The organism is Blastococcus sp. SYSU DS0510, from assembly GCF_054050835.1.
Genome location: NZ_JBJHAC010000027.1, coordinates 18,259 through 31,529, shown reverse-complemented (window position 1 = coordinate 31,529; position 13,271 = coordinate 18,259). Strand labels below are relative to the sequence as shown.

Annotated in this window: 7 protein-coding genes and 1 tRNA gene; 6 read left to right on the top strand and 2 right to left on the bottom strand. The window is 73.0% G+C overall.

The window, feature by feature from the left end; all coding sequences use genetic code 11:
* Positions 1-318: 318 nt before the first annotated feature.
* The 4 genes from gltB (at position 319) to ACI79P_RS18745 (ending at position 8,926) form a co-directional block, all read left to right on the top strand.
* Positions 319-4,995, top strand: coding sequence for a glutamate synthase large subunit (gltB, locus tag ACI79P_RS18760; RefSeq protein WP_456582577.1), 4,677 nt, complete (start codon positions 319-321; stop codon positions 4,993-4,995).
* Positions 4,988-6,478: a glutamate synthase subunit beta gene (locus ACI79P_RS18755; protein ID WP_456582576.1), complete on the top strand. Its 1,491-nt coding sequence runs from the start codon at positions 4,988-4,990 to the stop codon at positions 6,476-6,478. The genes gltB and ACI79P_RS18755 overlap by 8 nt, the downstream gene beginning before the upstream one ends.
* Before the next feature lie 157 nt (positions 6,479-6,635).
* Positions 6,636-8,051 (top strand): pyruvate kinase, encoded by a 1,416-nt coding sequence (pyk, locus tag ACI79P_RS18750; RefSeq protein ID WP_456582575.1) that lies wholly within the window; start codon positions 6,636-6,638, stop codon positions 8,049-8,051.
* Positions 8,048-8,926 (top strand): acyl-CoA thioesterase, encoded by an 879-nt coding sequence (locus ACI79P_RS18745; protein ID WP_456582574.1) that lies wholly within the window; start codon positions 8,048-8,050, stop codon positions 8,924-8,926. The genes pyk and ACI79P_RS18745 overlap by 4 nt, the downstream gene beginning before the upstream one ends.
* A gap of 36 nt (positions 8,927-8,962) precedes the next feature.
* On the opposite strand, the gene ACI79P_RS18740 is transcribed toward ACI79P_RS18745, so the two are convergent.
* Positions 8,963-10,651, bottom strand: a complete 1,689-nt coding sequence (locus tag ACI79P_RS18740) for a pyridoxal-dependent decarboxylase (RefSeq protein WP_456582573.1) — start codon at positions 10,649-10,651, stop codon at positions 8,963-8,965.
* 161 nt (positions 10,652-10,812) lie between these two features.
* A tRNA-Leu gene (locus ACI79P_RS18735) sits at positions 10,813-10,886 on the bottom strand.
* A gap of 75 nt (positions 10,887-10,961) precedes the next feature.
* Here ACI79P_RS18735 and ACI79P_RS18730 point away from each other — a divergent pair.
* Both ACI79P_RS18730 and ACI79P_RS18725 read left to right on the top strand, forming a co-directional pair.
* Positions 10,962-11,558, top strand: coding sequence for an ANTAR domain-containing response regulator (locus ACI79P_RS18730; RefSeq protein WP_456582572.1), 597 nt, complete (start codon positions 10,962-10,964; stop codon positions 11,556-11,558).
* A 237-nt stretch (positions 11,559-11,795) separates the two neighbouring features.
* The gene (locus ACI79P_RS18725; RefSeq protein WP_456582571.1) at positions 11,796-13,136 is read left to right on the top strand and encodes an ABC transporter substrate-binding protein; all 1,341 of its coding nucleotides are present in this window, start codon (positions 11,796-11,798) and stop codon (positions 13,134-13,136) included.
* The last annotated feature ends 135 nt before the right edge of the window (positions 13,137-13,271 follow it).

Below are 13,271 nucleotides of genomic sequence, written 5' to 3'. Positions count from 1 at the left end.
GAGCGTGTGCACCGTCACGGATCGGCTTCAGCCGTGTCAGGACGGCGTTACGGCTGTGTACGCTTCCGCCTGACCCACCCAGCGATCCTGGCGGGGTCGTAGTGTCGGACCGGGCCAGCGCTGCCCCGCGGACGACGGCTCGCCGGCACCAACCGGTGGGCTCGCGCGCGTCAGCCGGTCGGGGCCACCTGTGCCCGCCCGGTACCCCGCGATCCGCACGTGCCGCCATCTCCGCCGCCCTTGACCTCCGGCCCGGGCCCCCGCCCCCGTCCCGCCCTCGCCCCCGAGGGACGACGGTGCGCCGACGACGGGAGTGACATGACCGACCTTCCCGCCCCCGCCACCGCGGCAGCCACCACCACCGCCGTGCCGCCGGCCGTGCCGTTCTCGGCCGTGCCCGCGCCGTCCGGCCTGTACGACCCGGCCAACGACAAGGACGCCTGCGGCGTCGCCTTCGTCGCCGACGCCCGCGGCCGCCGCAGCCGCCGCATCGTCCAGGCCGGCCTCACCGCGCTGCACAACCTGGACCACCGCGGCGCCGCCGGGTCCGAGCCGAACTCCGGCGACGGCGCCGGCATCCTCACCCAGATCCCCGACGCGCTGCTGCGCGCCGAGGTCGACTTCGACCTCCCCCCGCTGGGCGAGTACTCCGTCGGCATCGCGTTCCTGCCGACCGACGCGGCCGAGCGCGCCGCCCGCCACGAGGACGTCGCCCGCCTGGCCGAGGAGGAGGGGCTCACCGTCCTGGGCTGGCGCGACGTGCCGGTCGACCCCGACGGCGCCGACCTCGGTCCCACGGCGCGGGCGGTCATGCCGCACTTCGCGCAGGTCTTCGTCGCCGAGACCATGGGCGGCCGGGCCGACGAGAAGGCCTTCGGCGGGAACATCGTCTGCAACGGCGTGACCCGGCTGGAGCGCCGCTCGTTCGTGCTGCGCAAGCGCGCCGAGCGGGCCGCGGTGGACGCGGGCAGCTCCCTGTACATCACCTCGCTGTCGTCGCGCACGATCACCTACAAGGGCATGCTGACCACCGACCAGCTGCCGCTCTTCTTCCCCGACCTGCGCGACGAGCGCTACGAGTCGGCGATCGCGCTGGTGCACAGCCGCTTCTCGACCAACACCTTCCCGAGCTGGCCGCTGGCGCACCCGTTCCGCTTCATCGCGCACAACGGCGAGATCAACACCATCAAGGGCAACCGCAACCGCATGCGGGCGCGCGAGGCCAAGCTCGACACCCAGCTCTTCGACGGCCCGGCCGGCCCCGCCTCCGAGCTCGGGCTGGACCGGATCTTCCCGGTCACCGCGAGCGACTTCAGCGACTCGGCCACCTTCGACGAGGTGCTCGAGCTGCTGCACCTGTCGGGCCGCTCGCTGCCGCACGCGGTGCTGATGATGATCCCGGAGGCGTGGGAGAACCACGACGAGATGGACCCGGCCCGCCGGGCCTTCTACCGGTTCCACTCCTCGATCATGGAGCCCTGGGACGGCCCCGCGGCCGTCTGCTTCACCGACGGCACGCTCATCGGCGCGGTCCTGGACCGCAACGGGCTGCGCCCGGGCCGCTGGTGGCACACCCGCGACGACCTGGTCGTCATGGCCAGCGAGGTCGGCGTGCTCGACATCCCGGCCGCCGACGTCGTCGCCAAGGGCCGGCTGCAGCCGGGCCGGATGTTCCTCGTCGACACCGCCTCCGGGCGGATCGTCTCGGACGAGGAGGTCAAGGGCGCCCTGGCCGCGGAGCACCCCTACGAGGACTGGCTGCACGCCGGCCTGGTGCACCTGCCGCAGCTGCCCGAGCGCCGCCGCTCGCGTCCGAGCCACGAGTCCGTCGTCCGCCGGCAGATGCTCTTCGGGTACACCGAGGAGGACCTGCGCATGCTGGTCACCCCGATGGCCGCCAGCGGCGCCGAGCCGATCGGCTCCATGGGCACCGACACCCCGATCGCGGCGCTGTCGGACCGCTCCCGGCTGCTCTACGACTACTTCGGGCAGCTGTTCGCCCAGGTGACCAACCCGCCGCTGGACGCCATCCGCGAGGAGCTGGTGACCAGCCTGGGCCGCACCTTCGGCCCGGAGCAGAACCTGCTGACCGCCACGCCGGCGTCCTGCCGGCAGGTGCACCTGCCGTTCCCGGTCATCGACAACGACGAGCTGGCCAAGATCCTGCACATCGACGACGACGGCGACCTGCCCGGTTACGCCGCCGTCCGGATCACCGGCCACTTCGACGTCAACGGCGGCGGCACCGCCCTGGCCGAGGCCGTCGAGCAGCTGCGGACCAAGGTCTCGAAGGCGATCTCGGCCGGCGCCCGGATCATCGTGCTCTCCGACCGCGACTGCGACGAGAAGCGCGCGCCGATCCCGTCGCTGCTGATGACCGCGGCGGTGCACCACCACCTGGTGCGGGAGAAGACCCGCATGGAGGTCGGGCTCGTCGTCGAGTCCGGCGACTGCCGCGAGGTCCACCACGTCGCCCTGCTGCTGGGCTACGGCGCCGCGGCGGTCAACCCGTACCTGGCGTTCGAGTCCATCGAGGACCTGATCCGCGACGGCGCCCTGACCGGCGTGGAGCCGGCGCAGGCCGTCCGCAACATGGTCAAGGCGCTGGGCAAGGGCGTCCTCAAGGTCATGAGCAAGATGGGCATCAGCACCGTCGGCTCGTACACGATGGCGCAGATCTTCGAGGCGGTCGGCCTCTCCCAGGAGCTCGTCGACGAGTACTTCACCGGCACCTCCTGCCCGCTGGGCGGCGTCGGCATCGACGTGCTCGCCGAGGAGGTGGCCATGCGCCACCGCCGCGCCTACCCGGAGAACCCGACGGAGCGTGCGCACCGCCGGCTGGAGACCGGCGGGGAGTACCAGTGGCGCCGCGAGGGCGAGGTGCACCTCTTCAGCCCCGAGACGGTGTTCCTGCTCCAGCACGCCACCCGGGCCCGGCAGTACGACGTCTTCGAGAAGTACACGCAGACGGTCGACAAGATGTCCGAGGAGGCCGCGACCCTGCGCGGGCTCTTCACGCTGAAGACGGGCGTGCGGCCGCCCGTGCCGCTCGACGAGGTCGAGCCGGTCAGCGAGATCGTCAAGCGCTTCAACACCGGTGCGATGAGCTACGGCTCGATCTCGCAGGAGGCGCACGAGACCCTCGCCATCGCGATGAACCGCCTGGGCGGGCGGTCGAACACCGGTGAGGGCGGCGAGGACCCCGACCGGTTCACCGCCGACCCGAACGGGGACCTGCGCCGCTCGGCGATCAAGCAGGTGGCGTCCGGCCGCTTCGGCGTCACCAGCGAGTACCTGGTCAACGCCGACGACATCCAGATCAAGATGGCGCAGGGCGCCAAGCCCGGCGAGGGCGGGCAGCTCCCCGGCGGCAAGGTGTACCCGTGGGTGGCGCGCACCCGGCACTCGACGCCGGGCGTGGGCCTGATCAGCCCGCCGCCGCACCACGACATCTACTCGATCGAGGACCTCAAGCAGCTCATCCACGACCTGAAGAACGCCAACGACGCGGCGAGGATCCACGTCAAGCTGGTCGCCGAGGTCGGCGTCGGGACGGTCGCGGCCGGGGTGAGCAAGGCGCACGCCGACGTCGTCCTGATCTCCGGGATGGACGGCGGCACGGGTGCGGCGCCTCTGACGTCGCTCAAGCACGCCGGCTCCCCCTGGGAGCTGGGGCTCGCCGAGACCCAGCAGACGCTCCTGGCCAACGGTCTGCGCGACCGGATCGTGGTGCAGGTCGACGGCCAGATGAAGACCGGCCGCGACGTCGTCGTGGCGGCGCTGCTCGGCGCCGAGGAGTTCGGCTTCGCCACCGCGCCGCTGGTCGTCTCCGGCTGCGTGATGATGCGGGTCTGCCACCTCGACACCTGCCCGGTGGGCGTGGCCACGCAGAACCCGGAGCTGCGCAAGCGCTTCACCGGCCGGCCGGAGTTCGTCGTCACCTTCTTCGAGTTCCTCGCCGAACAGGTGCGGCACTACCTGGCCGAGCTGGGTTTCCGGTCCATCGACGAGGCAGTCGGCCACGCCGAGCTGCTCGACACCCGCCAGGCCGTCGACCACTGGAAGGCGCAGGGGCTGGACCTCTCGCCGGTCCTCGTCGTCCCCGAGCTGCCCGAGGGCACCCCGCGGCGCGCGGTCCGCGGTCAGGACCACGGCCTGGACGTCGCCCTGGACCAGACGCTGATCCAGCTGTGCGAGGGGGCGCTGCTCGACGCGCGGCCGGTCAGCCTCGAGCTGCCGGTGCGCAACGTCAACCGGACCGTCGGCACGATGCTGGGCTCGATGGTCACCCGCCGCTTCGGGGGCGAGGGGCTGCCCGACGGCACGATCGACCTCACCTTCGGCGGGTCGGCCGGCCAGTCCTTCGGCGCCTTCCTGCCCCGGGGCATCACCATGCGGCTCTTCGGCGACGCCAACGACTACGTCGGCAAGGGCCTGTCGGGCGGGCGGATCATCGTGCGGCCCTCACGGGAGGCGCCGTTCCTCGCCGAGGACAACGTCATCGCCGGCAACGTCATCGGCTACGGCGCGACCAGCGGGGAGATCTTCCTGCGCGGCCGGGTCGGCGAGCGCTTCTGCGTGCGCAACTCCGGCGCGCTGGCGGTCGTCGAGGGCGTCGGTGACCACGCGCTGGAGTACATGACCGGCGGGCGCGCGGTGATCCTCGGGGCCACCGGCCGCAACATCGCGGCCGGCATGTCGGGTGGGATCGGCTACGTGCTCGACCTCGCGCGGCACCGGGTGAACCCCGAGATGGTCGACGTCGAGCCGCTGGACGTCGAGTCGGCGCAGTGGCTGCGCGACGTGCTCGTGCGCTACGCCGCGGACACGGAGTCCAGCGTGGCCGCCGCGCTGCTGGCCGACTGGGGTCGCTGGTCGGAGCGGTTCAGCGTGATCATGCCGCGCGACTACCGGCGGGCGCTGGAGGCCCGGCGCGCCGCCGAGGCCGCCGGCACCGACGTGGATCGAGCAGTGATGGAGGCAGCACGTGGCTGACCAGACCGGTTTCCTCAAGTACGAGCGCGCGCTGCCGCCGCGCCGGCCCGTGGAGGTCCGCCTCCTGGACTGGAAGGACGTCTACAGCCGGCGGGAGAACGGGGAGGACCCGCTCTTCCCGACGGCCGAGGTGCGCACCCAGGCGGCCCGCTGCATGGACTGCGGCATCCCGTTCTGCCACCACGCGTGCCCGGTGGCGAACCTGATCCCGGAGTGGAACGACCTGGCCCGCCGCGACGACTGGCAGGACGCCATCGAGCGCCTGCACGCGACGAACAACTTCCCGGAGTTCACCGGGAAGCTCTGCCCGGCGCCGTGCGAGGGCTCCTGCGTGCTGAACCTGCAGGAGTCGCCGGTCACCATCAAGCAGATCGAGTGGGAGATCATCGACCGCGCCTGGGACGAGGGCTGGGTCAGCCCCCAGACCCCGGCCGAGCGCACCGGCAAGAAGGTCGCCGTCGTCGGCTCCGGCCCCGCCGGGCTCGCCGCCGCCCAGCAGCTCACCCGCGCCGGGCACGACGTCACCGTCTACGAGCGGGCGGACCGCATCGGCGGCCTGCTCCGGTACGGCATCCCCGAGTTCAAGATGGAGAAGTCCGTCCTGGACCGGCGGCTGGACCAGATGCGCGCCGAGGGCACCCGGTTCGTCACCGGGGTCGACGTGGGCAGCGGCCGGGACGGCGACGTGACCGTCGAGCAGCTGCGCGGCGACTTCGACGCCGTCGTGCTCGCCGGCGGCGCGACCATCGGCCGCGACCTGCCCGCGCCCGGCCGGGAGCTGGCCGGCATCCACCTGGCCATGGAGTACCTGCCCTACGGCAACCGGCAGGCGCTCGGCGAGCTCGACGACCCGCCGATCAACGCGCACGGCAAGCACGTCGTGATCATCGGCGGTGGCGACACCGGCGCCGACTGCCTCGGCACCGCGCACCGGCAGGGCGCCGCCTCGGTCACCCAGCTCGAGATCATGCCGGCGCCGCCGGACCGGCGGGACCAGGGCAGCAACCCGTGGCCGACCTACCCGATGATCATGCGCGTCTCCAGCGCCCACGAGGAGGGCGGCGAGCGGCTCTACTCGGTCAACACCGAGCGCTTCGTCGGCGACCACTCCGGTCACGTGCGCGCCCTGCTGCTGCACGAGGTGGAGCGGGTCGACGGCCGGTTCCAGAAGATCGAGGGCACCGAGCGCGAGCTCCCCGCCGACCTGGTCTTCCTGGCCATGGGCTTCACCGGGGCCCAGCGGGAGGGGCTGGTCGACTCCCTCGGCGTGGAGGTCGACGGCCGCGGCAACGTGGTCCGCGACGACGAGTTCATGTCGACCGTCCCCGGCGTCTTCGTCGCCGGTGACATGGGGCGCGGCCAGTCGCTGATCGTCTGGGCCATCGCCGAGGGCCGGGCCGCGGCGGCCGGCGTCGACACCTGGCTCACGGGGGAGTCGGCGCTGCCCCGGCCGGTCACCCCCACCGCGGTCGCCCTGAGGTAGCCGAGACGCCGTCCTGCCACCGAGCACGCCCGAGGTGGACCGGTCGCGGGGCCCGGAGGGTCCCCGGCCGGTCCACGGGAAGCGGCTCAGCGGCAGTGGGGAACGGCACGAGGCCGTGGTGCGGTCCGGAGGATCGCGATGCCATAGCGTTATCGCCATGTCCCGCCGCGCGAAGATCGTCTGCACCCTCGGTCCGGCCACCAGCTCCCCCGAGCAGGTCACCGCCCTCGTCGAGTCGGGCATGGACGTCGCCCGGCTCAACTTCAGCCACGGCGCGCACGAGGACCACGCCGCCGCGTACCACCTGGTGCGGAAGGCCTCGGACAGCACCGGGCACGCCGTCGCCATCCTGGCCGACCTGCAGGGCCCCAAGATCCGCCTCGGCACGTTCGCCGACGGGCCGGTCACCTGGGCCACCGGCAGCCAGGTCTGCATCACCGTCGAGGACGTCGAGGGCACCGCCGAGCGGGTCTCGACCACCTACAAGGACCTCGCCAACGACGTCCGCGTCGGCGACCGGCTCCTGGTGGACGACGGCAACCTCTCGCTCAGCGTCGTCCGCGTCGAGGGGCCCGACGTCTTCTGCCTGGTCGTCGAGGGCGGCACGGTGTCGAACAACAAGGGGCTCTCGCTGCCCGGCGTCTCGGTGAGCGTGCCGGCGCTGTCGGACAAGGACGAGCGGGACCTGCGCTTCGCGCTGCACCTGGGCGTGGACTTCATCGCGCTCTCCTTCGTGCGCTCGCCCACCGACGTCGCCCTGGTCCGCGACATCATGCGCCAGGAGGACATCTCCGTCCCCGTCATCGCGAAGCTGGAGAAGCCGGAGGCGGTCCGCAACCTCGACGCGATCGTCGAGGCGTTCGACGGGATCATGGTCGCCCGCGGCGACCTCGGCGTGGAGCTGGCCCTGGAGCAGGTGCCGCTGGTGCAGAAGCGCGCCATCCAGGCCGCCCGCGAGCGGAACAAGCCCGTCATCGTGGCCACCCAGATGCTCGAGTCGATGATCACGAACTCGCGGCCGACCCGGGCGGAGGCCTCCGACGTCGCCAACGCCGTCCTCGACGGCGCCGACGCCGTCATGCTGTCGGGGGAGACCTCGGTGGGGCAGTACCCCATCGGCGCGGTCCGGACGATGGACCGGATCATCGAGGCCGTCGAGAGCGACCACCTGTGGGTGCCCGAGCTCGCGCGCCGCTCGCGCTCGCGGTCGGGGGCGATCGTGCGCGCCGCCCGGGACATCGGGGAGTCCCTCGACGTCAAGGCGCTGGCGACCTTCACGCAGACCGGGGAGACCGCCCGCCGGCTGGCCGCCCTGCACCCCCGGCAGCCGCTGCTCGCGTTCACGGTCGACGCCCGCGTCCGGAGCCTGCTGGCCCTCTCCTGGGGTGTCGAGACCTTCCTGGTGCCCGCGGTCGAGCACACCGACGACATGGTCGCCCAGGTGGACTTCTCGCTGCTGTCCATCGGCCGCCTGCAGGTGGGCGACCGCGTCGTCGTGGTCGCCGGCAGCCCGCCGAACACCGTCGGGTCCACCAACCTCATCCGGGTGCACGAGGTGGGTACCGACTCGTGAGCGGCGGGGCGGAGGACACCCAGGCGGCGGCGCTGCTGTCGGTGCTGGACCTGACCGAGCGGGAGCCCGACGTCTTCGTCGGCAAGACGCCGAGCAGCGAGCGGCAGCGCATCTTCGGCGGCCAGGTCGCCGGCCAGGCGCTCGTGGCCGCGGGGCGCACCGTACCGGCCGGGCGGGGCGTGCACTCGCTGCACTCCTACTTCCTCCGGCCCGGCGACCCCTCGGAGGAGATCCGCTACTCCGTCGACCGCATCCGGGACGGACGCTCCTTCTCGACGCGGCGGGTGATCGCCTGCCAGCGGCGCAAGGGCGAGGACGTCGCGATCTTCGCGCTCACCGCGGACTTCCACGTCGGCGAGCCGGCCGTGGCCGAGCACTCCCTCCCGATGCCGCAGGTGGCCGGTCCCGCGGAGATGATCGGCACCGAGGAGATCGTCGCCCGGCACGGCGCCCGGGCCGCCTTCATGGCCGCCATGGGACGGGTCGTCGAGCAGCGCTTCCTGCACGACCCGTTCGCGGCGCCGCCCAAGTCACCGCCGCACACGCAGTCCTGGACCTGGTTCCGGGTGGCCGGCGAGCTGCACGACGACCCCGTGGTGCAGGCGGCCGCGCTGACCTTCGTGAGCGACCTGACGCTGCTCTCGGCCGGGTTCGCGCGCCTCGGCGGCGGCTGGCCAGACTTCATCGGCGCGAGCCTCGACCACGCCGTGTGGTTCCACCGCCCCGTGCGCGCGGACGACTGGCTGCTCTACGAGACCGACAGCCCGGCGGCCTCGGCCGGCCGGGCGCTGTGCTTCGGCCAGATCTGGTCCGCCGACGGCACGCACGTGGCGACCGTCGCCCAGGAGGGGCTGATCCGGTCCCCGGAGCGCTGAGCGCCGCTCCGGGGACCGTGCCGGTGCCCCGGCCGATCAGACGGGGTGCGCGGCGTCCTCGCCGGCCGGCTCGGTGACCGGCTCCTCCGTCGGCCGGCCCGGGGCCTGCTCGTCGTCGGCCTGCGCCTGCTCGCGCTCGGCCCGCTCCCGCTCCGCGTGCTCCCGCTCCGCGTGCTCCCGCTCCGCGCGCTCGCGCTCCGCGCGCTCGCGCTCCGCGCGCTCGCGCTCGGCGGCGCGGGCCGCGGCCTGCTCCTCGGCCTGCGCGGCGAAGTCGGCGGCGAGCCAGTCGTGGCCCTCGACGAGGAGCGCCCACGCCCGCTCGACGTGCGCCCGCGTGGTCGCAGGCGAGCCGATCGCCACGCGGAGGACCGCTTCCCGCCGGACCGTGGTGTGGGTCAGGAAGACCTCGCCGCCGTCGTTGAGGCGGTCCAGCAGCGTCATCGTCGCGACGTCGGCGTCCACCCCGGCCGGCCACCGCGGCTTGAGGCAGACCAGCGAGAGCGGGTGCGGGGCGACGACGTCGAACCGCTCGTCGGCCGCGGCCCAGCCGGCGAGCTCCTGGGCGAGGGCGACGTGGCCGCGCACGTGGGCGCGCAGCCCCTCGGCGCCGTACCAGCGGAGCACGAACCAGAGCTTGAGCGCGCGGAACCGGCGGCCCAGCTCGATCTGCCAGTCGCGGTAGTCGACCACGGCGCCGGCATCGGTGGCGGCGTTGCGGAGGTAGTCGGGGAGGATCGCCAGCGCGCCGGTGAGGGCCGCGCGGTCGGCGACCCAGAACAGCGTGGCGTCGAAGCCGGTGAGCAGCCACTTGTGGGCGTCGGTGGTGTAGCTGTCGGCCCACTCGACCCCGGCCTGCAGCTGGCGCAGCTCGGGCGCGACCGCGCTGACCCCGGCGTACGCGGCGTCGACGTGCAGCCAGACCCCGAAGCGCTGGCAGATCGGCCCGATCGCGGCGAGGGGGTCGACCGCGGTGGTGGAGGTGCTGCCCACCGTGGCGCAGACCAGCACGGGCCGGTACCCGCGGGCGACGTCGCGCTCGAGCCGTGCGGCGAGCGCGGCGGGGTTCATGGCGAGCTCGCCGTCGACCTCGACGATCCGGACCGCCTCGGTCCCGAGCCCGGCGATGCGGACGGCCTTCTCCATGGAGGAGTGCGTCTCGCTGGAGACGTAGACGGTGGCGCGGTCCGGCTGCACGCCCTGGCGGACGGTCGCCCCGCCGCTGGCCCGGTGCAGCGCGGCGAGCAGGGCCACGAGGTTGGCCCCGGAGCTGGAGTCCTGGACGACGCCGCCGCCGGTGCCGGTGGAGAGGAACGAGTCGGGGAGCCCGAGGAGCCCGGCGAACCAGTCCATGACGTGCTGCTCGAGCTCGGTGGCCGCGGGGCTGGTCACCCACGACATGCCCTGCACCCCGAGGCCGGCGGAGACCAGGTCGCCCAGCACCGAGGGGCCGGAGGTGTTCGCCGGGAAGTAGCCGAGGAAGCCGGGGTGCTGCCAGTGGGTCACGCCCGGGAGGACGACCCGGTCGAGGTCGGCGAGCACCGCGGCGAAGGGCTCGCCCTGCTCCGGCGGCTGCTCCGGCAGCATGGCCCGGACGTCGCCGGGGGAGACCTGCGAGCGCACCGGGAAGGAGCCGATGCGCGCCCAGTAGTCGGCGATCCAGTCGACCACCTCGTGGCCGTGCTGCCGGAACTGCTCGGGCGTCATGTGCGGCGCGGGCTCGGTCACAGGGCCACGGTAGGGGGATCGTGGCGAGTGGGGCCCGGAGGGTCCCGCGTCGCCGCGATGGACGCGCTCGTCGCAGCGGGGGAGCGGCACGTGGGCGCGGTGTCGTCCGGAGGACGACGGATCACGAGGACGACGGATCACGAGGACGACGGATCACACGGTGCCCCCGGTGCGACTCGAACGCACACTGCGCGGGTTTTGAATCCGCTCCCTCTGCCGATTGGGGTACGGGGGCGTGCCGGGTGCGACCGGCGCCCGAGAAGAGTAGCCGGGCGGTGCTCCCCGGCTGACGCCGATAGGCTCCACCCCCGTGAGCAGCGAGCCGATCCGTGTCCTGATCGCCGAGGACGAGGCACTCATCCGTCTGGACCTCAAGGAGATGCTCGAGGAGGAGGGGTACAGCGTCGTCGCGGAGGTCGGCGACGGGCAGCAGGCCGTGGAACGCGCCGAGGAGCTGCGCCCCGACCTGGTGATCCTCGACATCCAGATGCCGGTGCTCGACGGCCTGTCGGCCGCGGAGCGGATCGCCTCGGCCCGCACCGCGCCGGTCATCGTGCTCACGGCCTTCAGCCAGCGCGAGCTGGTGGAGCGGGCCCGCGACGCCGGCGCCATGGCCTACCTGGTCAAGCCGTTCTCCAAGAACGACCTCGTGCCGGCCATCGAGGTGGCGCGCGGCCGGTTCGCCGAGATGACCGCGCTCGACGGCGAGGTGCGCACGCTGGAGGAGCGCCTGGAGACGCGCAAGGTCGTCGAGCGGGCGAAGGGCCGGCTCATGGCCGAGCAGGGCATGACCGAGGCCGAGGCCTTCCGCTGGATCCAGCGCACCGCCATGAACCAGCGGACGAGCATGAAGGCTCTGGCGGAGTCGGTCCTGGCGGCGGCGACGGCCGACGACGGCCCTGCCTGAACCCCCGATCGCCTCCGCGCTGCGCCCGCCGGGCGGCAGCGTCGTCCGGCCCTCACGCGGTGTGTTTCCTGGTCCACGGTGCGGACGGCGAGGTCACGACCTCATCACGGTCGTTGCGCATGAGGGTGCAACCCCCAGTGCGGAAGCTAGGTTCTGCGCACTGATCGGCGCCCGGTCGGTGGTCGTCGCGTACGCGCGCCGGCGCCCGGGTGCACTGATGACACTGGGAGTTGCTTGATGCGCACTGGCACTACTGCCCGCAGCATCGCCGTCACCGGTGCTGCCCTGCTGGCGCTGACCGCCTGCGGTGGCGGCGACGAGGGCGGCACGTCGGCCGAAGGTGGCGGCGGCGGCGAAGGCGAGAGGCAGGTCAACGTCTACGGCACCGACGGCAACATGGGCAACGCGCTCGGGGAGTCGTTCTCGGAGCAGGGTGCCCTCGCCGGTATGCGGGGCACCACGCCGCTCACCGAGCTGGGCACGGAGTTCACCGACCGGCTGCTGGAGATCGACCCGGACCTCCAGGACTTCAACTACGCCGGCGAGACCTATGACGCGATCATGATCTCCGCGATCGCCGCGCAGCTGGCCGGCAGCACCGACCCGGCCGTCTTCGCCCCCTACATCAACGGGGTCACCTTCGGCGGCGAGGCCTGCGAGGACTTCGCCTCCTGCAAGGAGATCGTCGACGGCGGGGGCAACCCCGACTACGAGGGCGTCTCCGGTCCGCTGGCCTTCGCCGAGCCCGGTGAGCCGTCGGTCGCCAGCTTCGGCATCCTGCAGTTCGGCGAGGACAACACGATCGCCGCCGACGAGACGCAGTACGTGCTCGCCGGTGACGAGGCCAACGCCGCGTCCGACGAGGGGCCGGCCCCGGCCGCTCCCGGCGCCACCGCGACCGACCCGCTGGTCATCGGCACGCTGCTGCCGCAGACCGGTGACCTGGCCTTCCTCGGCCCTCCGGAGATCGCCGGCGCCGACCTGGCCGTCCAGGAGATCAACGAGGCCGGTGGGGTCCTCGGCCAGCCGGTGCAGCTGATCCAGCGCGACTCCGGTGACACCTCGACCGACATCGCCACCCAGTCGGTCGACGCGCTGCTGCAGCAGAACGTCGACGTCATCGTCGGTGCGGCCTCCTCGGCCGTCACCCGCACGGTCATCGACAAGATCACCGGCGCCGGTGTCGTGCAGATCTCGCCGGCCAACACGTCGGACGAGTTCACGTCGTACAACGACAACGGGCTGTACTTCCGCACCGCCCCGCCGGACACGCTGCAGTCGCGTGCCCTGGCCGACCTCATCATCGAGGACGGCGCGAACACGGTGGGCATCCTGGCCCGCAACGACTCCTACGGCACCGGCCTGGCGGAGAACACCGTCGAGAACCTGGTGAGCAGCGGGCTCTCGGAGGACAGCATCGAGCTGGTCATCTACGACCCCACGGCGTCCAACTACGACGCCGAGATCCAGGACATGGTGGAGCTGAACCCCGACGCGATCGTGGTCATCGGCTTCGACGAGTCGGCGCGGATCATCGAGGGTCTGAACTCGCAGGGCATCGGCCCGGCGCGCGGCTGACCCGGCCGGCGGATCGCTGATCCGCTCACGGCCAGCAGGAGCCCGGCACCGCATCGCGGTGCCGGGCTCCTGCGCGTCCGCCCGCCGCCGGCCACGGCCGCACCCCGGCGCTGCGCAGGACGACGACGGCGCCGG

Excerpts from the sequence above, each read along its gene's own strand:
- gltB (WP_456582577.1), top strand. The coding sequence starts at position 319 with ATGACCGACCTTCCCGCCCCCGCCACCGCGGCAGCCACCACCACCGCC.
- pyk (WP_456582575.1), top strand. The coding sequence starts at position 6,636 with ATGTCCCGCCGCGCGAAGATCGTCTGCACCCTCGGTCCGGCCACCAGC.
- ACI79P_RS18725 (WP_456582571.1), top strand. The coding sequence starts at position 11,796 with ATGCGCACTGGCACTACTGCCCGCAGCATCGCCGTCACCGGTGCTGCC.